The sequence below is a fragment of the Fontibacter flavus genome (assembly GCF_042432905.1).
In the GTDB taxonomy this organism is placed as follows: domain Bacteria; phylum Bacteroidota; class Bacteroidia; order Cytophagales; family Cyclobacteriaceae; genus Fontibacter; species Fontibacter flavus.
In genome coordinates this window covers 49,238-72,754 of the sequence record NZ_JBHLWI010000036.1, presented here as the reverse complement: position 1 = coordinate 72,754, position 23,517 = coordinate 49,238, and the positions used below count along the sequence as shown (strand labels likewise).

At 40.1% G+C, this 23,517-nt stretch carries 22 protein-coding genes; 4 read left to right on the top strand and 18 right to left on the bottom strand.

The genetic code is table 11. The annotated features are described in order from the left end of the window. The first annotated feature begins 69 nt into the window (after positions 1-69). From ACFFIP_RS12905 to hemN, 3 genes are all read left to right on the top strand, one after another. The gene (locus ACFFIP_RS12905) at positions 70-786 is read left to right on the top strand and encodes an ABC transporter ATP-binding protein (protein WP_382388071.1); all 717 of its coding nucleotides are present in this window, start codon (positions 70-72) and stop codon (positions 784-786) included. Further along, the gene (locus ACFFIP_RS12900) at positions 779-2,422 is read left to right on the top strand and encodes a putative ABC exporter domain-containing protein (protein ID WP_382388070.1); all 1,644 of its coding nucleotides are present in this window, start codon (positions 779-781) and stop codon (positions 2,420-2,422) included. Before ACFFIP_RS12905 ends, ACFFIP_RS12900 begins: the two co-directional genes overlap by 8 nt. Before the next feature lie 215 nt (positions 2,423-2,637). Beyond that, on the top strand, positions 2,638-3,999 hold the full coding sequence (gene hemN / locus ACFFIP_RS12895) for an oxygen-independent coproporphyrinogen III oxidase (protein WP_382388069.1): 1,362 nt from the start codon (positions 2,638-2,640) through the stop codon (positions 3,997-3,999). Between the two features lie 118 nt (positions 4,000-4,117). Here the strand turns inward: hemN and ACFFIP_RS12890 are convergent, their stop codons facing one another. The 17 genes from ACFFIP_RS12890 to rpsT form a co-directional block, all read right to left on the bottom strand. Continuing rightward, complete coding sequence (locus ACFFIP_RS12890; protein ID WP_382388068.1) at positions 4,118-4,822, bottom strand: sulfite exporter TauE/SafE family protein; 705 nt, start codon at positions 4,820-4,822, stop codon at positions 4,118-4,120. Continuing rightward, positions 4,823-5,248: a FixH family protein gene (locus ACFFIP_RS12885; RefSeq protein ID WP_382388067.1), complete on the bottom strand. Its 426-nt coding sequence runs from the start codon at positions 5,246-5,248 to the stop codon at positions 4,823-4,825. A 71-nt stretch (positions 5,249-5,319) separates the two neighbouring features. Then, positions 5,320-6,738 (bottom strand): cytochrome c oxidase accessory protein CcoG, encoded by a 1,419-nt coding sequence (ccoG, locus tag ACFFIP_RS12880; RefSeq protein WP_382388066.1) that lies wholly within the window; start codon positions 6,736-6,738, stop codon positions 5,320-5,322. 76 nt (positions 6,739-6,814) lie between these two features. Next, positions 6,815-7,750, bottom strand: coding sequence for a cbb3-type cytochrome c oxidase N-terminal domain-containing protein (locus tag ACFFIP_RS12875; RefSeq protein ID WP_382388065.1), 936 nt, complete (start codon positions 7,748-7,750; stop codon positions 6,815-6,817). After that, positions 7,737-7,928 (bottom strand): cbb3-type cytochrome c oxidase subunit 3, encoded by a 192-nt coding sequence (locus ACFFIP_RS12870; RefSeq protein ID WP_382388064.1) that lies wholly within the window; start codon positions 7,926-7,928, stop codon positions 7,737-7,739. Before ACFFIP_RS12870 ends, ACFFIP_RS12875 begins: the two co-directional genes overlap by 14 nt. 12 nt (positions 7,929-7,940) lie before the next feature. Next, positions 7,941-10,073 (bottom strand): cytochrome-c oxidase, cbb3-type subunit I, encoded by a 2,133-nt coding sequence (gene ccoN / locus ACFFIP_RS12865; RefSeq protein ID WP_382388063.1) that lies wholly within the window; start codon positions 10,071-10,073, stop codon positions 7,941-7,943. A 2-nt stretch (positions 10,074-10,075) separates the two neighbouring features. Further along, entirely contained in the window at positions 10,076-10,258 is a 183-nt protein-coding gene (gene ccoS, locus ACFFIP_RS12860; RefSeq protein ID WP_382388062.1) for a cbb3-type cytochrome oxidase assembly protein CcoS, read from the bottom strand. 2 nt (positions 10,259-10,260) lie between these two features. Next, positions 10,261-12,702 carry a heavy metal translocating P-type ATPase gene (locus ACFFIP_RS12855; RefSeq protein WP_382388061.1) on the bottom strand — a complete coding sequence of 814 codons (2,442 nt, stop codon included), beginning with the start codon at positions 12,700-12,702 and terminating at the stop codon, positions 10,261-10,263. Positions 12,703-12,764: 62 nt separating this feature from the next. Next, positions 12,765-13,400 carry a hypothetical protein gene (locus tag ACFFIP_RS12850; protein ID WP_382388060.1) on the bottom strand — a complete coding sequence of 212 codons (636 nt, stop codon included), beginning with the start codon at positions 13,398-13,400 and terminating at the stop codon, positions 12,765-12,767. Positions 13,401-13,504: 104 nt separating this feature from the next. Continuing rightward, positions 13,505-14,275 (bottom strand): zinc-dependent peptidase, encoded by a 771-nt coding sequence (locus ACFFIP_RS12845; protein ID WP_382388059.1) that lies wholly within the window; start codon positions 14,273-14,275, stop codon positions 13,505-13,507. A gap of 65 nt (positions 14,276-14,340) precedes the next feature. Continuing rightward, positions 14,341-15,906, bottom strand: a complete 1,566-nt coding sequence (gene rny, locus ACFFIP_RS12840) for a ribonuclease Y (protein WP_382388058.1) — start codon at positions 15,904-15,906, stop codon at positions 14,341-14,343. Positions 15,907-15,971: 65 nt separating this feature from the next. After that, positions 15,972-16,256, bottom strand: a complete 285-nt coding sequence (locus ACFFIP_RS12835; protein WP_382388057.1) for a cell division protein ZapA — start codon at positions 16,254-16,256, stop codon at positions 15,972-15,974. 1 nt (position 16,257) lies between these two features. Continuing rightward, positions 16,258-16,542 carry a hypothetical protein gene (locus ACFFIP_RS12830; protein WP_382388056.1) on the bottom strand — a complete coding sequence of 95 codons (285 nt, stop codon included), beginning with the start codon at positions 16,540-16,542 and terminating at the stop codon, positions 16,258-16,260. Between the two features lie 3 nt (positions 16,543-16,545). Then, positions 16,546-18,957 (bottom strand): phenylalanine--tRNA ligase subunit beta, encoded by a 2,412-nt coding sequence (pheT, locus tag ACFFIP_RS12825; protein ID WP_382388055.1) that lies wholly within the window; start codon positions 18,955-18,957, stop codon positions 16,546-16,548. Positions 18,958-19,157: 200 nt separating this feature from the next. Continuing rightward, a complete protein-coding gene (locus ACFFIP_RS12820) occupies positions 19,158-19,778 on the bottom strand; it encodes a DUF1684 domain-containing protein (RefSeq protein ID WP_382388054.1) in 621 nt (206 codons plus the stop codon). A 3-nt stretch (positions 19,779-19,781) separates the two neighbouring features. Further along, positions 19,782-20,480 carry a RadC family protein gene (radC, locus tag ACFFIP_RS12815; protein ID WP_382388111.1) on the bottom strand — a complete coding sequence of 233 codons (699 nt, stop codon included), beginning with the start codon at positions 20,478-20,480 and terminating at the stop codon, positions 19,782-19,784. 142 nt (positions 20,481-20,622) lie between these two features. Beyond that, positions 20,623-20,877 (bottom strand): 30S ribosomal protein S20, encoded by a 255-nt coding sequence (gene rpsT, locus ACFFIP_RS12810; protein ID WP_382388053.1) that lies wholly within the window; start codon positions 20,875-20,877, stop codon positions 20,623-20,625. A 207-nt stretch (positions 20,878-21,084) separates the two neighbouring features. Between rpsT and ACFFIP_RS12805 the strand changes: the two genes are divergently transcribed. Next, positions 21,085-22,104, top strand: coding sequence for a zinc dependent phospholipase C family protein (locus ACFFIP_RS12805; protein ID WP_382388052.1), 1,020 nt, complete (start codon positions 21,085-21,087; stop codon positions 22,102-22,104). Here ACFFIP_RS12805 and ACFFIP_RS12800 read toward each other — a convergent pair. After that, positions 22,101-23,438: a pyridoxal phosphate-dependent aminotransferase gene (locus tag ACFFIP_RS12800; RefSeq protein ID WP_382388051.1), complete on the bottom strand. Its 1,338-nt coding sequence runs from the start codon at positions 23,436-23,438 to the stop codon at positions 22,101-22,103. The two genes, ACFFIP_RS12805 and ACFFIP_RS12800, sit on opposite strands and share 4 nt — an antisense overlap. Between the last annotated feature and the right edge of the window lie 79 nt (positions 23,439-23,517).

Sequence of the window (23,517 nt, the reverse complement as noted above, 5' to 3'; positions counted from 1 at the left end):
AATTGAAATAGATGCAACCTTATTTCACAGCAATAGTTTAATATTGGGTGTTCAAATTTTTAAAGTTACATGCTAGAAGTTGAAGGATTAATCAAAAAATACGGAAATCAATATGCAGTAAACGGCATCAATTTTTCTCTGGAAGGTGGTGAAGTAGTGGGTCTTTTAGGGCCAAACGGTGCCGGAAAAAGCACTACAATGAAGTGTATTGTAGGTTTATTGAGGAAGACCGCCGGTGAGATCCGAATTGGTGGTCATGACCATCTGAGCGTAGAAGCAAAGAAGCTTTTTTCCTATATCCCCGAAACTCCGCATGTGTATGACCTCCTTACAGTGCAGGAACACCTTCAGTTTATTGCACAGGCCTATAGTGTAAGTGATTGGAAACAAAAAGCTGAACACTGGATGGAAATGTATGAACTTATAGATAAAAAAGACAAACTGGGCAGGGATTTATCTAAAGGCATGCGGCAAAAGGTTTCTATCTGCTGTGCTTTATTGCCTGACCCAAAAGTACTTTTCTTCGATGAGCCCATGATCGGACTTGATCCCAAAGCGATCAAAAACACCAAAAGAATTTTCAGAGAACTGAAAGAGCAAGGCAAAACCATCTTGGTCAGTACTCACCTGATAGATAGCGTAGAAAGCATCGCAGACAGGATAATGATCATGAAAGATGGCAATATCATCGGCAATGACACTTTGAGCAACCTCAAAGCCAGCTTTAATCAGGAAAATGATGCCTCACTGGAGGATTTATTTTTAGAATTGACAAAAGATGAATGAGTTTAAATTACTGCTAAGGAAGGATCTTTTCATCCTGATCAATAACATTAAACTGATCCTCAAGAATCCCTTGAGGCTTTTGCCCTATGCTTTTGTGGTGGGGTATTTCAGTTTCTTTTATTTTAGAAAAGGCGACAAATCTTCTAGCATAGACACTTCCCAGCTGGAAGATATTCAGGAAGCAGCAGGTCAAATAGAGGAAGTCAATTATGCTGTGCAGAACATGACTGGAGGCTTGACATTGGCGGCATTGGCATTTTTGATGTTCAAACTATATCAATCCACAAAGAAAAATGTCAGTTTCTTCAGTATGGCAGACGTGAACTTATTGTTTACTTCTCCGTCAGCGCCTTCCAAAATACTCCTTTATTACATGATCAGGGCAATTTTCCCTGCTACGGGTGGTGCTTTTTTATTTACCCTTTACAGTACAGCCCAATTAAACGAACTCTTTGACCTGAACATCTTCAATCTCAGCATCATGACTATGGGCATTATGCTGTTCTTTTTTATCCTTTCGCCAATCAGGTTTTTGGTCTATACTTTAAACACCAAATATGGCATTCTACCTTTTATCAAAAATGGTGTGTTTGGACTGGGCATCATCTTGGGATTGATGGTCTTGATCCCAGGCTTGATGGCTGAAAAATTCTGGCAGGGAATGTTTTCCTGGATTGGTTCTCCTTGGTTTGACTTCTTTCCTTTAGTAGGCTGGAGTCGTGCCATTTTGACCTATTTGGGCCATGAAAGTATCTGGATTGCTTCCGGGTTTATTCTGGTTTACCTATTAACTTTTATCCTGATTGTACAAGTTGTATTATCCAATGCCGGATATTATTATGAGGATGTACTGGAAGCCACTAAATCCAACGAGAAAGTCAAAGAAACTGCAAAGGGAAAACGGGAAGCTTCCGAAGCCAATATCAGTATCAATGCCAAGAAGAAGTTAGATTTGGAAAATTTCGGTTCAGGTGCGGTAGCCCTGTACTGGAGAAATTACGTCAATAGCTATCGTCAGGATTATCATCCTTTGATAGGTTTATTCGGAATGGGCTTTGCCTCGATCGCCATCATTTTCGCAGTACTTTCACGTTTTGATTGGTTCAGTCATCAGGTGATTTATGGATACTTGGCGTTTTTGATCTTCATATATTTCTTTAGCGGAATGGGACGGACAAATGTCGGAGATCTCAAAAAACCCTATTTTATCATTATTCCCGCATCCTGGACATCTAAGTTCTGGAATATGATCAAACTGGACATTTACCAAACCCTGATTATGGGAATTGTGTTGATCGTCCCAACGGTCTTGATAGCCCAGCTCAATTATTGGCTGATCCTTCTTTTTCCTTTGTCTCTTGTCCTTTTTTACGCCACAGGTTTTGCAATTGCGCTGACCACGCAGGTTGGTTTTGACGAAGGTTGGGACAGGAAACTGATCAAACCTTTGATTATAGGAGGTGTTTTTATCTTTGGCATTGCGCCCTCGCTTGGAGCTGGGTTTTTCGCTTTCCTGATATCCAATCAATTTGTATTTGCGCTATTAGGTCTGAGTTTGGGCATGTCCATCGTCACTGCAGTGATGTTACATGTAACATTGGACATCATCAGCAAGCTTGAATTTAAAGAGGTATAAGAGTTCATAATAATCTCTGCCTGATAAAAAAAGAGCCTCCTGCTAAAATATCTGCTTTGCCCCAAAAACTATTGCAGCTGTTGAAATAGTCCTGAAGTAAAAATGGAGTTGACAGGAAATCATGCAAAAAACATGACATTTATCAGCTGGTACTTAGATTAATGTCATCAAAAAGGCCTGTGCTTTCCTCGAAATTTGCATCAAATATTTAAGCTATGAATACAATATCCGAAAAGCTTATCCAAAAGTACAATGTACCGGCACCTCGCTATACATCTTACCCAACCGTCCCCTTATGGTCAAATGACCTGAATGAGAGAGGCTGGATCAGCATGGTGAAAAAAGCTTATGAGGATTTTGGGGATGAAGAAGGCATCACACTTTACATCCATCTCCCTTATTGTGAAAGCCTTTGCACTTATTGTGGCTGCAATAAGCGCATCACCAAAAACCATGCAGTAGAAACTCCCTACATCACTTCTATCATGAATGAATGGGATGCATATTTGAGAATATTGGGAACTAGTCCAAAATTAGCAGGCATCCATCTTGGAGGAGGAACTCCGACATTTTTCTCTCCTGAATCTCTGAAAGAGATGCTTGGATTTATTATTGGAAGTTCAGAAGTCATGCCTGATGCTGAATTCAGTTTTGAAGGTCATCCAAATAATACTACAAGAGGGCATCTTCAGACCCTTTATAATTTAGGGTTCAGAAGAGTGAGCTATGGTATTCAGGATTTCAATTTGGATGTTCAAAAAGCCATTCATCGCATCCAGCCTTTCGAAAGGGTAAAGGAAGCTACCGATGTCGCAAGAGAAATCGGTTATGATTCTGTGAACTTTGATCTGATCTATGGTTTGCCCCACCAAACACTGGAGACCATCACAGACACCTTCCAGCAAGTTGCGCTGCTTAAACCGGACAGGATCGCTTTCTATAGTTATGCGCATTTACCTTCTGCTTTTCCTGCGCAAAAGAGTTTTGAACAATTCCTCCCAAAAGAATCCGAAAAAAGGGGACTCTACGAAAGAGGTAAAGAAATATTGGCTAAAATGGGGTACCTGGAAGTGGGAATGGACCATTTCGCTCTTTCGAATGACCCTTTATACCTTGCTAAAGAGAATAAGACATTACACAGAAATTTCATGGGTTATACCACCTCTCCATCCAAAATATTGCTAGGCTTAGGAAATAGCTCCATCTCTGATGTGTATTATGCTTATGCACAAAACACCAAAGAAATAGACCTTTACAAAGAACAGATAAGTTTGGGGCATTTCGCAGTCAGCAAAGGACATATCATGAGTAAAGAAGATATTAAAAACAGGAATTTGATCTTACAGCTCATCTGCAATCAAGAAGCTTCTTGGGACTTCTGCTATTATTCCTTATTGGGCAAAAACAATTGGGAGCGTTTAAAAACTTTCCGTGAGGAAGGTTTAATTGAGTTTGATGCTTCAGGAATAAAGATAAAAACAGAAGGACAGCCATTCATCCGAAATATCTGTATGGTGTTCGACAGTCGAATGCAGGAAAAAGAAGAACAAAAATTCGGATTCAGCAAAGCAATTTAAAATCAAAGAAATTTAACCAGCACTATAATTAAGCCCGGATAACCCTTCTAATTTTTATAAAACTGTCTCAAAGATTTTGGGGCAGTTTTTTTGTGGAAACCCCATTGAGAGAAATGAACTAATCACACACTACCATCTCAGTTGAATCAGCTGATGATCCTGTATCTGCAAATTTCGGACTGATATAATGGATGCCCAAACCCAATCCTCTGACGATAAAAAGTATCCCGATAAACATAGCCACATAAGGCAACGCTTTAGTCAGTTTCGTTCTCAAAGAAAGTGAAATCAGTTTACCGGAAATCATCACCACGACTAGCATTGGAATTGTCCCTAACCCAAAAAAGAACATATATAAAGCCCCCTGAAGTGGGCTTTGTAGCGCCAATGATGCAATCAAAGCAATATAGACCATCCCACATGGAAGCAAACCGTTCAATAAGCCGGAGGCAAAAAAAGCTGAGGTTCCTCCCTTCTTCAGAAAATAACCGAGAGAAGACTTGAGTTTATATACTGCACCAAACAATCCTGAACTTGCTATCCATCTTTCTGATCTTTTATAAAAAAATGCCATCAACAAAATTATTGCTCCCATCACGATAGATATCCATTGCTGAATTCCCGTTAAGGAAAAAGAGAAACCTACAAATCCTATTAATCCTCCAAGAGCTGAATAAGTCAAGGTCCTTCCTAGGTTATAAATAATTTTGTTTTTCAGGAATGGAGAATTGTCCTTAGACGAAACAGCCAAGGCAATCGGCCCGCACATTCCCAAGCAATGGAATGAGCCCAAAAAACCCAAAAGAAACGCAGTCCAGATCACTTAAATGTTGATTTTTTCCTCCTTGTAATAATCCACCCCATTCTCTGTCCAAGTGAGTTTTACTTTCCAATATCCAGGCTTGAGGCTTTTGACATCTACAGAATTAACTGAAGGATCTGTAATGTCAAAAGTAATTTTTTGATCTAACCTGGCATCTGAAGGTCTGAATAAATAAAGTACTCCTTTAGAACCAACAGGCAAGTGAAGATCAACAATCTTCAACTGATTATCATATACCAGCACCTCATGATCCAGTTGGTTGGCATTGATCATTTTCTCAATCTGATCCTGATACTTGATTTCTTCCTCGTAATAATTTTGTGTCACCAAATGAATGTCATCCTGTCTGACACAAATGGTAACCATGGAGATGATCAATACTCCAAAAGCTACTAATGTTACTATGATTCCTTTTCCCCAATCCATCTTTCAATATTTTTTAACTTGATAAATAATTTCCTGTACTATTCTTTTCAATTTCAGTTTTTCAATTCTGGCTATTTTTTAGCTATCGGTCCCACAAAACTTGTCTTGATCTTATCAATCACCTCCCCGTTTTGGGTCAGGTAAAGTACAATATTTTCCTGATTGGTTTTGATACTTTCGGCATCAGTTACGATAAAAAACCTGCCTTCAAACTTCTCCTGACCATCCAAGGTCCAATTTTGGTCACCAACAACTTCAATTCGATATTTATCGTCTTCAGGCTCTAAAGTGACTGACTGAGAATCAAATGTCTTATTAATGAAGGTAACTTCATACAAATTACTGATTTCGCCTGTTTCTCTAGCCTGATAGGTCATACCTCTAAACCTAGTCACTGTAGCCCCAAGGTCGTCTCTAGTAGCAATCAAGGCTACAAAAGCCCCTACCAACAAGACCAGTAGGAAGGAATATAATTTCACCCTCGGGGTGATCAATTTTTGGGTCCCCTGTAAGACACTATTATCCGAAGCATAGCGGATCAATCCCCGGGGTCTCTCCACTTTATCCATTACTTCATCACAGACATCAATACAGGCTGTGCAATTCACACATTCCATTTGGACTCCATTTCGAATATCAATACCGGTAGGACAAACCTGAACGCAAAGACTACAATCCACGCAGTCTCCTTTTGGTGACTCCTCAATTTTGTTTTTACGTATTGGGCCTCTTGGCTCACCCCTGACGTGGTCATAGGTAACATTAATTGTATTGGCATCCAACAGGACACCTTGAAGTCTACCATATGGGCACACCACAATACAAGCCTGCTCCCGAAACCAAGAAAACACAAATAGGAAAATACCCGTGAAGGCCATCAACCCAATGAAACCGGCCATATGTGCAGAAGGAGGCTGGGAAACTATTTCTTTCACCTGATCGACACCTATCAAATACGCCATTACAATATGGGATATCAGCAGGGATATTATGACGAAAATCGTCATCTTCAATCCTTTTTTCCAAATCTTCTCCCCAGTCCAGGGCATAGCGTTGAGCTTGCGCTGCTGATTGGCATCACCCTCGATAAGGTATTCAATTTTACGGAATACCATCTCCATAAATAGTGTTTGAGGACAGGCCCAACCACAGAAAACTCTTCCAAAAACAGCTGTAAATAAAATGATGAAAACAAAGAAAATGAGCAACAAGAAGATAAGCAAATGCGTATCCTGTGGCCAAAATGCAGCTCCAAATATGATAAACTTCCGCTCAAATATATTGAAAAGCATATAAGGCCTTCCACCAACTTGGATAAATGGCCCTGCAAATAAAATGGCAAGAAGAACCCAAGAAAGGTAGGTCCTCCATTTGTAAAATTTACCACTTACTTTCTTAGGGTAAATCCAATTTCTTTTTCCATCATCTTTGACGGTGCCCAAAGAATCACGGAATTTGTTTGGATCCAAATGTGGATTTTTAGTACTCATTTTTTTCTTTGTTTAAACAGGGAAAGGAGAATGTGAAAACATCCCCCTTTTCCTGCAACAATTCAAGTTTCAACACTTAATTTTCGACCTCTTCCACGGTCAATTCATCCTCAGTCAAGGCATCTACCGGTTCCTGAATAGTGGCTTCATATTTCTCACCTTCAGCTGCTTTAGGATTAGCAGGAGTGGTTCCGGTCAAGGTCATGATATAACTTGACACATTCTGAATCTCCTCTGGGCTAAGTTGGTCCTGCCAAGGAATCATGCCTTTTTCCACTACTCCATATTTCACGATTTTGAAGATGTCATTGATACTGCCACCGTGAATCCAAAATTCATCCGTCAGGTTAGGACCTACTCCACCTCCACCATCAGCCGCATGACAAGCTGCGCAGTTGGCTTCGAAAATACTCTTACCTGAACCCAAAGCAGCGGTTGAATTGTCAAATACGGCAGTATTTTCATCTATCGAACTCAATGCTAAAGAAGCCCTTTCCTCAGCCTGAATTGCTGCAATCCTAAGTTCTTCTTCATATTCTTCTATTTGGGTTTTCCCTAAACCTAAGACAGAGAAGTAGGTGAAGTAGACTACCGCAAAAGCAATAGATATATAGAAAACATTTGCCAACCATGGCGGCATATGGTTATCCAATTCCACGATACCATCGTAAGAATGGTCCAGCATCATTTCTTTCTCTTCCTTACCACCGGCCGGCTTCATTTTACCAACGATGTATTTGAGTTTGAACTCATCCCACCAAGTTGGTTGGGAAGCCAATTCGGGGTTCTCTTTTCTGAACACTGATACCATGAAGGACATCAGGTAAATCATCAAGATCAGAAGAAGTACGATGACACCAAGTACAACTGCCATAATCACTAACAAAGTCAGCTGGCTACTTTCCATTTGTTGAAGTTTACCCACCCAGGATATTTCACTGGACTGGGCCATAGTTGGCAGGGCTGTCATCATTCCTGCCATTAGAAATAATAAGGATTTAAACTTTTTCATAGCCGCTGGTCTTTTGTGGTTCATCATTCAAAGGCATCTCCTTCATATGATCGACATATTTTTTATCTACAGTGATTACCCAGATAAACATCCCTATAAAGAAAATCACAAAGATCAGAAGGGATATAATTGGATAGATTTCAATGTTCTCTATGGAACTCAATATATCTTTTTTCATAGCACCAATTATTTAAGGGTTAGTTGCAGCAGTCTTCTTGATATCAGTACCTAGTCTTTGTAGATAAGCGATCAAGGCTACAATTTCAGACTCCGGCATAACTTCAACACCTGCAGTTTTCAGACCAGCTACTATTTGCTCTGCCTGAACCAACATATCACTGTTTGCCTGGGCATCATAACCTTCAGGGTATGGAACACCCAATTTCTGTAAAGTCCTGATCTTGGCTGGAAGATCACTATGGTCCATGATATTGGTAGCTAACCAAGGATATGGAGGCATCAATGATCCCGGAGACATACTTCTAGGGTCTACCATGTGGTGATAATGCCAGCTGTCAGGATATTTTCCGCCTACCCTATGCAAATCAGGCCCTGTACGTTTGGAACCCCAAAGGAAAGGACGGTCATACACAAACTCACCTGCTTTGGAATACTCTCCATAACGCTCGGTTTCAGAACGGAAAGGCCTGATCATCTGAGAGTGACAGTTTACACATCCATGGGAAATGTACAAGTCTCTGCCCTGAAGTTCAAGTGGAGTATAAGGCTGCACGCTTGAAATAGTCGGAACATTTGATTTCACCAAGATGGTTGGAATAATTTCAACTGCGCCACCAATTAAAATAGCAATGGTAGCCATGATGGTAAAGAATACAGGTTTTCTTTCCCAAGCTCTGTGCCAGAACTCACCTTTTTCTTCTACATGTGGAGCCAAAGCAGGTGCTTCGTCAGCCTCTTCAGCTTGGAAAGATCCTTGCTTGGCGGTTTTCACCATGTTATACACCATCAATATCGCACCGGATAGGTACAAAAGACCTCCAAATGCTCTTAGCATATACATTGGCACAATCTGAATAACAGTTTCCAGGAAGTTTGGATAGGCTAACCTACCTGCTTCACTGAATTCTTTCCACATCAAAGACTGGGTCAAAGCAGCCACATACATTGGAAGCGCATAGAAAATGATACCCAAAGTACCCATCCAAAAGTGGGTGTTTGCTAATTTTGTAGAGTATAGCGTGGTCTTCCACATCCTTGGCCATAACCAGTACAACATGGCAAAGGTGAAGAAACCATTCCAACCCAAACCACCAATATGCACGTGGGCTACAATCCAGTCAGTATAGTGAGCAATGGCATTGACATTTTTCAGGGAAAGCATTGGTCCTTCAAATGTGGCCATACCATAAGCTGTCACAGCCACCACCATAAATTTCAAAATTGGGTCAACCCTTACCTTATCCCAAGCACCTCTTAGGGTAAGCAAGCCATTGACCATACCGCCCCAAGATGGAGCTATCAACATTACTGAGAAGACCACCCCTAACACCTGGGCCCATTCTGGCAATGCAGTGTATAACAAATGGTGAGGTCCTGCCCAGATATAAAGAAAAATCAGAGACCAAAAGTGAACAATCGAAAGTTTATAGGAATAAACAGGTCTATTGGCTGCTTTTGGTAAGTAATAGTACATCAATCCCAAGAAAGGCGTGGTCAAGAAAAATGCAACAGCATTGTGTCCATACCACCACTGGACAAGGGCATCCTGAACTCCTGCATAAGCAGAATAACTTTTAAAGAAGGATACAGGAAGTGCCAAAGAGTTGAAAATGTGCAGCACTGCAACCGTCACAAAAGAAGCCAGGTAAAACCAAATGGCAACATACAAGTGTTTTTCTCTTCTTTTGATCATTGTTCCAATCATGTTCGCTCCAAATGCTACCCATACCAAAGCAATGAGAATATCAATTGGCCATTCTAATTCCGCGTATTCCTTAGAAGTTGTTAAACCCAAAGGAAGGGTAATTGCCGCTAATAGAATGATGAACTGCCAGCCCCAAAAATTGATCCAGCTAAGCGTTTTGCTCCACATTGGGGCTTTCAATAATCTTGGCATAGAATAATAGATCCCTGCAAAGATGGCATTCCCTACAAATGCAAAAATCACCGCATTGGTATGAAGCGGTCTGATCCTTCCAAATGTAGTATAGGGATTACCCATGTTGGCTTCCGGTAGAAAGAGCTGGGTGGCTGCAATCACACCTACCAACATTCCGACGAGGCCCCAAGCAATGGTGGCGACCCCGAAGTACTTTACGATTTTATTATCGTAATTGAACTGTTCCAGTGTTGTTCCTGACATAGTTACTTCGATTTAGTTGATGGTACTTTTTTATTTTTGGTTTTCTTTTCGTTATCAAACAGGATCCTAATGGCCGGTGTATGATTGTCATCAAATTGTCCTCCTTTCATCGCTCTGAAAAAGAGAAACAAAAACGACCCCGCTAGAATCAAACTGATGGCAATTAGTATAAATATGACTTCCATGTTTACCAGATTTTTTCTTTAAGGCCTCTCTTATAAGCCAAATAGTTAGTGGAAAGGGTAGTGAATATTACCACCGAAATACTGCTGATCGGCATCAGTATGGCACAAAAAACCGGACTGACCAATCCCTGAACAGCAAAGTAGATCCCGATTAAATTGTAGGTAAAGCTCAAGCCAAAACTTGCCTTGATGATATTCCTGCTCGTTTTGGTGAAATCCAAAAAGGCAGGGAGTTTATGCAACATTTGCGCATCCATGATCGCATCGGAAGCAGGAGAGAAATTTGTGATCTTATCGGTCAGGGCTATGCCCACCTGACTTGCCCTTAATGCTCCAGCATCATTCAAACCATCTCCGATCATCAGGGTATTGGCTCCTTTTTTATTCAGGCTTTGGATATAGCTTAATTTATCATTTGGACTTTGATTGAAATTCATCCGAATGGCATTCCCAAAAACCTTTTTAAGATTTTCACGCTCATGATCCTGATCACCTGATAAAATATGGACCTGTTTTACATCTTGGATGGAAGCCACTACTTTTTCAACCCCTTGTCTTAATCCACTTTGGATAAAGAAATACCCCAGAACCATTTCCTCTACAGCAAAGAATACAAGGTTCCCTCCTTCAGGAAGTCCCTTATTTCGCGCTCCTACAAAATCCGCAGACCCCAGTTTGATCATTTGACCTTTATATACGGTTTGCAAACCTTTTCCTGATATTTCCTCAACCTCAGTCGATACCTGGGCTGCCTTGATGTTTTCCAGCCAAGTATTAATCCTATTACTCAAAGCATGCACAGAATGGCTGACCATAGCCTTGATCAAAGACTTGGATTCTTCAGAAAGAGGCTCCCCATAATACTTCACTGATGCTTGTGATGGCGCAGTAAGGGTGCCTGTTTTGTCAAAAACAACAGTGTCCACTTTAGCCAGTTTCTCGATCACATGGGAATTTTTCAGGTAAAATTTCCCCTGACCAAAAACCCTTAATGTATTGCCCAAGGTAAATGGCGTGGACATGGCTAAAGCACAAGGACAGGTTATGATCAAAACAGATGTAAATGACAGCACACCAAGGGAAACATTTCCAGCCCATACCCAATAGACAAGTGCTGCAAAAGCAATAAACAGAACGGTAAAAGTGAATTTCCCGGAAATCCTATTTGCCAAAGACTCTAATCCATTAGCCTTTTCCTTCTCAAATGACTCATTGTTCCAAAGGTCAGTAAGATATCCCTGAGAAGGAGATTTTTGGACGGTCAGCGTAATCGCCTTCCCTTTTTGCCTGCCACCGGCATAGACAAGTTCTCCTTTTCTTTTGGCTACCGGAACTTCCTCTCCGGTGACGAAAGAATAATCAATAAATGCCTCGCCCTCCAGAAGTATGCTGTCCGCAGGAATCAGCTCTTCATTCCTTACTTTGATAATGTCTCCTACATGCAATTTGATCAAAGGGATTACCTCTTCTTCATTTCTGACCAATTTGGTCACTGCTATCGGGAAATAAGATTTGTAATCCCTGTCAAAAGATAGGGTGTCATACGTCTTTTGTTGATAATATTTCCCAATCAACAAGAAAAACAACAACCCTCCCAAGGTATCCATATACCCTTCATTCCCTAAAATAAAGATATCATAAAGGCTGTACGCAAAAAGGGTAACGATACCGATCGCGATAGGCACGTCCATATTTACTGCTTTGTTGCGGATAGAAAGCCATGCTGATCGGTAATAGTCAGTAGCTGCAAAGAAAAAAACAGGCAAGGCTAACATCACATTCAGGTAGTTGAAAGTTTTCTTAAAACCTTCCCCCAATAATTCTGCTTCCGCAAAGTATTCGGGCAAAGAAAATAACATCATATTGCCAAAGCAAAAACCGGCAACAGCTAGTTTATAGATCAGTTTTTTATCAGAGACCTGTACTTTCTTTTTGTCAACATCTGCAAGGTTGATCGTAGGCTCATAACCTATCCTGGACAATAACTGAACAAGTTCTTTAAGGCTGATTTTAGATTGGTAATACTTAACCTGAACTTTTTTCTTGATGAACTCCACCCGTCCTGATACAATTCCGGGATGCAGCTTATGTAAATTTTCCAAAAGCCAAATACAGGAAGCACAGTGGATCAAAGGAATCGTAAAGGTGACATGTGTTTCTTCTTCATTCTGAAAATCAACCAGTCTTCGGATGATGTCTTCATCATCCAGATAATCAAACCTATTATCTCTGCCGGATTTGGATTTCTGACTTAGACCAGGCTGATCCGCAATTTCATAATAATTGCAAAGGTCATTTTCATTCAGCACCTCATATACCAGCTTACAACCGGTACAGCAAAATTCTTTCCCGTCGAAATGTAGAATTTCGTCTTTACAGGCCTCACCGCAATGGTAACAGGAGGAAATTTCTTTTTGAGGGACTATCTTCGCTGGATCGGACATTGTTTACAATTTACTGAGCTTCAAATCTAAAAAACATGACATATGTCATATTTGGTGGATAGTTAATAAGATAAGTAAAAAGAAAGCCTATCATACCACATTCCTCCCTTGTAAAAATGGAAAAGGACCTTCGCCAGATCAGCTTGGTAATTTTTCGTGGTCACCAACATGGTACACTTGTGTTTGACCGCATAGGACCAAAAATCTCCTATTCTGGTAAAGTTAAACTTAATAAATGAGGTCTCAGCAGTAGATTGGGTGACAAGCTGTACTATCTCTTGTTCTTCTTTGAGCTTTGATTTGGGTATAAAAGAGGGAGAAATAATGGTCGCTTTGCTATCTTTAATATTTTCCTCGAATAGTTCTATGAAGTTTCTGATCAATTTTGCCGAGGCAGGAGTCCCGTCATAATGAAACAGTAAACTTTCAGTAGACAACTCCTTGTCATATAATAAGACAGGTATGCTGCATGGTTCTTCTTCAAGCCCTTTAGGCTTTTCCAATCCGTGTAACCATTCCAAAACTTCCGGCAGATGAGCTGTAAATAAACTAGGTCCTTGTTCTGGACTACAGATCAAACCCTTACCCCCTTGTGTCAAGTGAACCGAAAATCCTTCCGGCAATTTATGACAGTAATGTGGGGAGATGATATCTTCCGGAACGGCAAACTTGACCATATTCTCTACTTTTCCCTGCATAGCTTCAAAGATTTATACAAAGCTAAATCTGCAGGTAATTTTATAGAGTGACATTGAGTAGCTTCAAACATGATTAATGTCATGTTTTTACTCAATCACCTGCCTCATTTCCCTTTACCTGATAAGACTATAGGGTCTTGTTTCAATAAAAACACCAAAGCTTGATACAGTTCAGGGTGATAATTTTTGAAATCTGAGGGTTTTTCAAAAAATGATTCCAAAGCAACAGCAAAAAATTCATGGGAATCTATCGCCGCTGACTCCCTAAAAAAAGATACTTTCCCAGATTTTATCTTAAGAATTTCTTCATGTGCAAATTTGGCGAAAACCTTCCAACGTTGAGGATTGAAAAAATTACTCTCCTGATTATAATGAATCTGGTTTTCTAATTTTAATGCATGTGCCATTTCATGAATCCCCAAATTTACACCGTCATTTACTTGTAAGAATCCATCAACGAAACTTTTCCAGGAAAGAACAATGATGCCCAACTTGGGATTGACTTCTCCTCGGTGGTATTTTTTATTGATCGTCGAATAATAATCATCCGGGTAAACCAGGATCTTTGAAAAATGACTCAGTTTCACCTGCCTGAATCCAAAGGTGACCATTACCGCTGTAGCACTAATCAACAACTCCATTTCTCGGGTAATCTCTTTGAGCCCTCCTCTGGGGACAAATGTTTTGGACACCAAAATATACCTAAGTCTTTCAATAAATTCTCTTTGATGATCATCACTTAAATTCCGGTAATATGGGAAAAATTTCTTCAGAACACTCACATCTTCGATACTTAACTTTTTGAAGAAAAGAAGCATTCTGATCTCTGAAAAAAGCGCTTGCAAGGACTGTATCAAATGGAAGATAAAAAGCATAAGTGCAATAATAAAAAAAAGGTGCAGTAAAATCACCGCACCTTTTCATGTAAATTATTTTTTAATTATTTCGCATAATTGACTGCTCTCATTTCCCTGATCACAGTGATCTTAATCTGTCCAGGGTATTGCATTTCCTTTTCTATTTTCTGTGAAATATCAAAAGATAATTTGCTTGCAGTCTGATCATCCACATTGTCTGCATCTACCAGCACCCTCAATTCACGGCCTGCCTGCATGGCAAAACATTTATTAACACCATCAAAAGCCAATGCCAGTTCTTCAAGCTCTTTCAGACGCTTGATGTAACTGTCCATAATCTCTCTTCTAGCACCGGGTCTGGAACCTGATATTGCATCAGATGCTTGAACAATCGGAGATATCATCGAAGTCATTTCTATTTCATCATGGTGGGCTCCGATGGCATTACAAACTTCTGGATGTTCTTTGTATTTCTTGGCCAACTCCATACCCAAAATAGCATGTGGAAGTTCTGCTTCTTCTGGATATACCTTACCGATATCGTGAAGCAAGCCTGCTCTTTTCGCCAATTTAGCATTCAAGCCCATCTCAGCTGCCATCGTAGCACATAATTTGGCCACTTCTCTGGAGTGTTGTAGCAAGTTCTGACCATAAGAAGAACGGAATCTCATCCTTCCAACCATTCTGATCAGTTCAGGATGGAGACCGTGAATTCCGAGATCTATGCAGGTTCTCTCTCCAATCTCCACAATTTCCTCCTCAATATTCTTCTCAGTCTTGGCAACAACTTCTTCGATTCTGGCCGGGTGGATTCTACCATCCTGTACCAATCTGTGAAGGGAAAGTCTTGCAACCTCTCTTCTTACAGGATCAAAGCCTGAAATGATGATGGCTTCCGGTGTGTCATCTACGATGATTTCTACACCTGTAGCAGCTTCCAATGCACGAATATTTCTACCTTCTCTACCAATGATTTTTCCTTTGATATCATCAGATTCGATATTGAATACAGAAACACAGTTTTCAATGGCATGCTCAGTGGCTGTTCTTTGAATAGTATCCAAAACAATCTTTTTAGCCTGCTTGGTAGCAGTAAGCTTAGCCTGATCAAGAATATCCTTAATCTGGGAAGAAGCCTTAGTTGTGGCTTCATCTTTAAGCATTTCAACCAACTGTTCCTTGGCTTCTTCTTTAGTTAGTCCAGCAATTTTTTCCAGATCGGCAATACGCTGATTGGTCACTCTGTCCAACTCCTCTTTTTTAACCTGTACAGAATGAAGTTGGGCATTGAGGTTTTCTTTTTTGCTATCTAATTCGGCTTCCTTTCTTTTGATCTGTTCCAGCTCCTTGGAAAGTACTTGCTCTCTTTGCTTGATTTTGGTTTCATTGGTGATGATGATGTTTTTCTTCTTGTTCACCTCATCTTCAAACTCCGATTTGAGCTTCAAATACTTTTCTTTGGCTTCAAGAATTCTGTCCTTTTTCAATGCTTCAGCATTGATTTCTGCTTCACGGACAATGCTCTTGGCCCTTTCTTTGGCCTCTTCCTCAATTTTTTTACTATTGTTCTTTACTAAGAGGCTGGCTATTACCGCTCCCACACCGAGGCCCAAAATGCCTGCGATGATAATGTATAATGATTCTCCCATAGGTTTTTGATATATAGTTTACCTACCGGAAAAGAAAAATATCCCGAATTGAGTATATCTCACAATTATAAAAGAGAATTCAAGCGGTCATTAATCTGGACGATTTTTGATTTTATCAGTTCACTGTCCTCTGTGTTGATCATATTTTGTTCCATGGATTCCACCATGCAATCAAATGCAACCATAGCCAGCAAATCCTGACGGTCGTCCAAACCAAATTCTTCCCTATACCTTTTAATTTTATCGTTAATTAATTTACCTGCATGTCTTATTTTGGCTTCGTCTTCAGTTTTCACCTTCATGGGATATTCCCTATCACCAATTTTCAACCTAATAGAAAGCGTTTCCATATTATTCAGACAGATAGGCGATTATATTGTCGATTTCTTTTATATAATTATTGATCTTTTCCCTCAATTCAGCAGATTCCATATCTTCTGCCGGTAAGCTATTTACAAGTTTAGCTATTTTAATTTGATTTTTAAAATCCTCCAACATACGTTCCTTTTCTTCAAGTTTGGTTCTCAGTACAAAAACCTCCTCCTGAAGTGAATGATTATCCTGCTCCAATTCCTGAAGCTTGCGGCTAACCTGACCTGTCAGCCTTTCCATACGTTGAAGTTCTTCGTGAATCATTGTTTATTTTCTGATGAATGCGCCTACTTCATTTTCAAAACTCTGGATAAGCCTACCCATTGTTTTATCAATTACTTTATCTGTCAATGTCTGTTCACTATCCTGAAGATAGAAACTCAAAGCATAGGCTTTTTTACCTGCATCTATTTTATCTCCCTGATAGACATCAAACACCCCAATCCTTTGGAGTAGCTTACCTCCTGCCTTTAAAGCTACCTTTTTTATCTGATCAAATGTCACAGATCTGTCCAAAACCAAAGAAAGATCTCTTCTGACTTCTGGAAATTTGGAAATTTCCGCATACTTTTTCAAGCCTTTTGCTTTTTTCATCAGCAAATCCCAGTTCAAATCTGCGTAAAGCACCTCTTGCCTAACCTCTGCCAACTTGCATAACTCTTCCTGCACTAGACCTAATTTGCCCAACTCCTTGGTTCCAAGCTTCATCTGTAATGCATAGTCGAATGGGGCTGAGTGTATGACCTCCACATCTACCTGTTCGATCCCAACTTTTTCAAGAATCAATTCTACAGTGGCGTAAAGATCTGGGAAAGCAACTGGTTTAGATGGCTCTCTCCAACTTTCAGCCGCCTTGTCTCCTGTAAGGAACATTGCCAATCTTCTCTCTTCCTGATAGCCCTCCGGCTGCTTGCTATATACAGTTCCAAATTCAAACAATTTCAGGTCTTTCTGTCTCCTGTTGATGTTATGGGCCAAAACCTCCAAACCTGAAAACAACAAACTCTGCCTCATGACCCCAAGGTCTTCAGACAACTTGTTATAAATCTCCACATTATGGACGGGATCCATAAACCCGGATTTCTCTGCATATAAAGGCTTGGTCAGTGAATTAGTGATGATTTCATAATAACCTAAGGAAGACAACAATTCACTTAGCCTGTATTGGAGTTTATTAAAATCCTTCGCTGGATGCTCTGCTAAATAATCTGATTTGAGATTTTCAGAAAGTGCTACATTGTCAAATCCATGTATCCTTAAAATCTCTTCAATCACATCTGCTTCCCTAGTGACATCAACTCTGTATGGTTTGACTGATACTTTGAAACCTTGTTCGCTTTCACTCACCACTTTGATATCCAGATTACCCAATATCTCTTTGATCTCAGCTTGGGACAAATCTTTTCCAATCAGACGATGGATATTTTTATACTCTATATCTATATCAAGATCTCCTATTGGATTTGGATAGATATCCACTACCTCAGAGGTGATTTCTCCCCCCGCGATTTCTTTGATCAACATAGCTGCTCTTTTCAGGGCATAAATAGGCATATTGGGATCAGTCCCTCGCTCAAAGCGGAAGGATGCATCTGTTTTCAGGCCATGAAACTGCGAGCCTTTACGGATGACATCCGGAGAGAAATACGCCGATTCCAAAAAGATGGATGTGGTGTTATCAGATACACCGGAACCCTTTCCGCCGAAAATCCCTGCTATACAGAGCCCTCCAATTTCATCACAGATCATCAATTCCTCTCCTGAAAGCTTCCTTTCTTTCTCATCCAAAGTCACAAAAAGCGAGTCTTTTGGAAGTTTTTTAACAATAATTTTGCCACCCGATATTTTATCTGCATCGAATGCATGAAGGGGCTGTCCCAGGTCATGCAGGATAAAATTGGTGATATCAACGATGTTATTGATAGGATCGAGGTCAAGAGCCTTCAGGTAATTCTGCAACCATTCAGGAGAAGGGCCAACTTTCACATTGGAGATAGTCAATCCTGCATACCTTGGACAATCATTTGAATTTTCAATTGTAACCGGAATGGTTCGGTTTGTATTATCTACCTTGAAATCACCAACAGATGGAATACAGACTTCTCTCTTTAGGAGCGCCTTTAAATCTCTAGCCACACCTAAGTGAGAGGCGGCGTCTGCCCGGTTCGGCGTCAAACCTATTTCCAGAACATGGTCTTTGACCACTTTAAAGTACTCAGCAGCAGGCGTACCATTTGCCAGGTCTGTGTCCAATACCATGATGCCGGCATGGCTTTCACCAATACCGATTTCATCTTCTGCACAGATCATACCTTGAGAAACTTCTCCTCTTATCTTAGCTTTCTTGATTTCAAAGGACTCACCTGAAACCGGATACAGCGTACAGCCTTCTTTGGCAACTACTACTTTTTGACCTTTCGCGACATTTGGGGCTCCGCATACAATCGGCACCACCTCACCACCAATATCAACCGTAGTAATGCTGAGTTTATCTGCATTGGGATGTCTCTCACAAGTTAGTACCTCACCAATAACCACTCCTTCAAGACCTCCTTTGATGGATTCAAAAAGTTCGATACCCTCCACTTCAAGACCACTTCCTGTTAAAAGTGCCGCAATTTCCTCCGGAGACTGTTCGAGTAGGATAAAATCTTTTAATCTATTGATAGAAATTTTCATAAATACACTTCACTTGAGAATGAAGCACAAATTTAAGAGAATTGCTTTAGCTAAGAAGTGGATACCTGAAAAATGTAAAACCTGAATGGACTAAATAGTAGAACGAGCCAAGAAAATCTATTCTCTCTGTTCCCACATTAAAGTTCAGATTCTTGACTCTAGTCTCTTTTATCTTGACTCTTGTTTCTAGCATCTATCCTTCATTCTTTCTTATAATCCTTTTCCCCTGCTTCAAGGGCTATTTCCATGATGTTTTCCTTTGGCGGTAATGGACAGGCAAAATCAGGGTTATAAGCACAATAAGGATTATAGGCAAGATTAAAATCAATAGTAATGCTGTTTTTCCCGTCCTGTCTGAGGTTAATATACCTGCCTCCACCATAGGTATCTATTCCACTGGTTGCATCAGCAAAGGCTAGAAAAAAATTCCTCTTATCCGACTCCTTTGCTGCCTGCAATAGCAAGAGCATGTGTTTTTGCCCATCCAACTCAAATTCTGCAAAAGAATGCTTCAAATATTTTTCTACAGTACCGTCGGTCATAGGCAATTCTACCATCTTTCGGTCTTCAACAGGGACCATTCTTGCCCTTACTTTATATTTTGGATCAATTGAGTAGTAGTCCAATTTATTGAGATCTCTTTTTTGGTCTGCGGTCAAGGGTGAATCAATGTTGAATTTCAGGTACTTGAACTGACGCTCCCGCTCTTTTTGGATATTCTCAACATAAACTTCTTCATTGTCAGAAGCCGTCAAGGTATACATTACCGCAAGGCCAATTACAACCAAAATCCCAATGATCAATATATTTCTAGTTGTCATATTTTAAATCAATCCTTCATCTGAGAAGCTAAAATAGGCAACATCTGTGAAAATTATATGATCCAACACAGACACTTCCAAATTATCCCCAACTTCTTTTAGTTTTTTTGTCAAACGACGGTCTTGCTCAGAAGGTTTGAGGTTACCCGATGGATGATTGTGTACCAAAATGATGGAATTGGCCAAACTGTCAAGCGCATGCTTAAAGATGATTTTAGGATCTGCCACTGTTCCACTCGTACCTCCCTTACTGATCAGCACTTTTTTGATCACATGGTTGTTCCTGTTTAACAACAAAATGTAAAAATGCTCAATGGACTCGTCCATCAGCTCAGGCTTCATTATATGGTACACATCAGCAGAGGAGCTTATTTTTGATCTTTTTGGCAAATCATTGATCAACCTTCTTCGCCTGCCCAATTCCAAAGCTGATACGATGGTAATGGCCTTAGCCTCACCAATCCCCTTGAATTTTTTAAGATCGGTCACACTCATTTTAGCCAATTGGCTAAGGTCATGATTGACAGAAGTAAGGATATGTTTAGCCAAATCCACAGCACTGAGCGATTTGGTTCCTGATCCTAGCAAGATGGCTAAAAGCTCAGCATCGGATAAGGCTGACTTACCCTTTAAAAGAAGTTTTTCCCTTGGCCTATCTTCCTCAGCCAACTGGGATATTTTAATTGACATATAATCTTCCACAAAAATTGACGTTAAAAAGTTAAACATCTTTAAACTAGCCCAAATTGAAACAAAGAGCTAGAACGCTAAAATTACAGAAGAGCTTAAAACAAAAAAAGTCCTGACATCGCTGTCAGGACCACTTAATCGGATAAGTTCTATATTAAGCTAATGCATTCACCAATTTAGTCAATTTTGACTTCTTATTGGCAGCATTGTTTTTATGAATGATATTCTTTTTGGCTAACTTGTCAATCATAGAAGTAACAGTCTTCAACAATTCCTGTGCTTCAGTCTTGTCAGTCACACTCTTCAATCTTTTGATGAAGGTTCTTGTAGTTTTGTGCTGATACCTGTTTCTCAAACGCTTGGCTTCGTTTGCACGGATTCTTTTAAGTGCCGATTTGTGATTTGCCATATCTTTATATACTTAATTTCTTTTTATTCTCACCCACTCTTAAACGGAGTGCAAATGTAATACATTAATTTTTAAACACAAAAGGATTTCTAAACTAAACCTCGTAAAGTCCTGAAATCTGATCAAATTTGCTCGATTACCGCCTTAAGTGCGCAAAGATAATAGAAATATCTTTTATTGAGTGGAAGTATTTAATTATTTTTGAGCATGAGAAAATTTTTTATCATCAGTTGCCTCTTGTTTTTTTCAGGCACGGAATCAGGAGCTTGGGGATTTTTCGCGCATCGAAAAATCAACCGCCAGGCAATATTTTCCCTTCCGCCTGAAATGCTTGTTTTTTTCAAGCATCATATTGATTACATCACTGACAATGCTGTCAACCCTGACAGGAGAAGGTATGCTGTCATGGGTGAGGCTGAAAAGCACTACATAGATATTGATGCTTATGGTGACAGTGCTGTTTTCAATTTACCTAGGTATTGGCATCAGGCATTGGAATTGTATACAGAGGAGGAATTGAGAAGCAAAGGCATAGGCCCTTGGAATGTCTACCAGACAAAAATCCAATTGACAGAGGCCTTCAAAAAAAAGGATATCAAAGCCATCCTCAGGCTTTCGGCAGATCTTGGACATTACATCGGTGATATGAATGTCCCCTTACACACTACCAAAAACTACAATGGTCAATTGACCAACCAATATGGTATCCATGGTTTTTGGGAAAGCAGAATCCCTGAACTTCTTGCTGAAGATTATGACTTTTTTGTTGGAAAGGCAGAATACTTGGCAAGACCGCAATTTACGGCATGGGATGCAGTAATTGGAGCCCATATGGCTTTGGATTCTGTTTTTAGATTTGAAAAAATTGTAAGCGAAAGATTTTCAGAGGATAAAAAATACACTTTTGAAGAAAGAGGAGGAATAAATACCCGACTTCATTCCAGAGCCTTTACTTTGGCCTATCATCAGATGCTGGAAGGCCAGGTGGAAAGACAAATGAAAAGAGCCATCAAAATGATAGCAGATTTCTGGTACACGGCTTGGGTAAATGCCGGACAGCCTGACCTGGAAAGTTTATTGCTAAACCCAGTCGAACTGCCTGAGGAAAAATTCAATATCGAAAAGCCATTGGACGTCAGAGAACATGAAAACCTATCCCTAGGTACCAATCCAGATCATTTGCGCAAAGCATTTCTTACGGCCTTGTGGCGTCCCGGAACGCACTAAACATTTTCTTCTTGCAAAGCATGCTTAACAGAAGATGACAGATAAAAACGTATGGCTTCCCCTAGTTTTTCAAAGGTTTCCCTAAAAAGTTGCTCGTCTTCTTCCAGAAGTGTAACCCGAAAACCTCTCAGGTCCGAACAGAATGAGGAAATGGGGACCACACAAATTTGCGTTGAAGCGAGGAGGTAATACACAAAGCGTTTATCCAATGGCATTTCATTCTCCTGTACCCAACCCTCAAGCAATGCCTTTATCCTCGAATCCTCAATAGGCAAATATTGATCAGGTCTCAGATAAGACTCATCAAAAACAACCGTGTTGTAGAAAGCTCCTTGCGTAGGATTAAATTTAATCCCTTGAATATCTCCCAAAACCTCCTTCATCAATTGACTTCGCTTGCCAATCTTTTGATTCGCATCTTTCCGGTATTGCCTGTACAAAGGATGGCTCATGATCTTTGGAATAGATAGCTGTGGCAAAATAGTTGAGCACACCTCTATCATTTTCGCATTTTCTAAGGTCTGTACCAATTTACTGAATTCCTTGGAAGCATTTCTATTGTAAAATTCCATCCAACCGCAACGGGATCCGGGCCATGGAAACTCTTTGGATATTCCCTTCAAGGATATTGCAGGTAATTCGCCGATCACCTCTGACAATGCTACTGCCTCAATACCGTTATAGGTGATATTTTGGTAAATTTCATCCGCGATCAAAAGCAGTTTAAATTCTTTAGCCATATCTACAAATGACTCAAGCACTTCCCTGGGATATACCATCCCTGTGGGATTATCAGGATTGATGATCAAAATACCCACTATCGAAGGATTATATTTTACCTTGTTATACAAATCCTCCATGTCAGGTAACCACTGATTGTCTGGATCCAACTTATAAGTAATCGGAGAAGTATTGGCATGGGCAGCTTCGGCGGAACTGTGCGTACTGTAAGCAGGCGAAGGTCCAATAATCCTAGCTGTAGGAATCAAAAACTGATACAATTTGGCAATAGCATCTCCCAACCCATTAAAAAACAAAATATCCTCTGCACTGATTTGACTCCCACCTTTCTGATTGTTCAACTCGGCCAAAAACTCTCTTGTTTCCAGTACACCCTTGGAATCAGCATAACCATATGACTTATCCTGACTTACCAAGTCTGACACTATTTCCTTCATCCATAAAGGAATCTTATTGTTTTTTTGTATTGGATCGCCAATATTTTCCCAAGTAATGCCATAACCAAGAGATTCAATCTGCCGGGCTTTTTTAACTATGCCCCGGATTTCATAATTCAGCTCTTCCGCTCCTGGTCTCAACAATAGATTTCTCATAGCGCTTGCGTGGATATTTCTTGACAAAGAAACAAAAAATCATCCTTATGATTGATTTTTTTAAAATGATTTGTGAAAA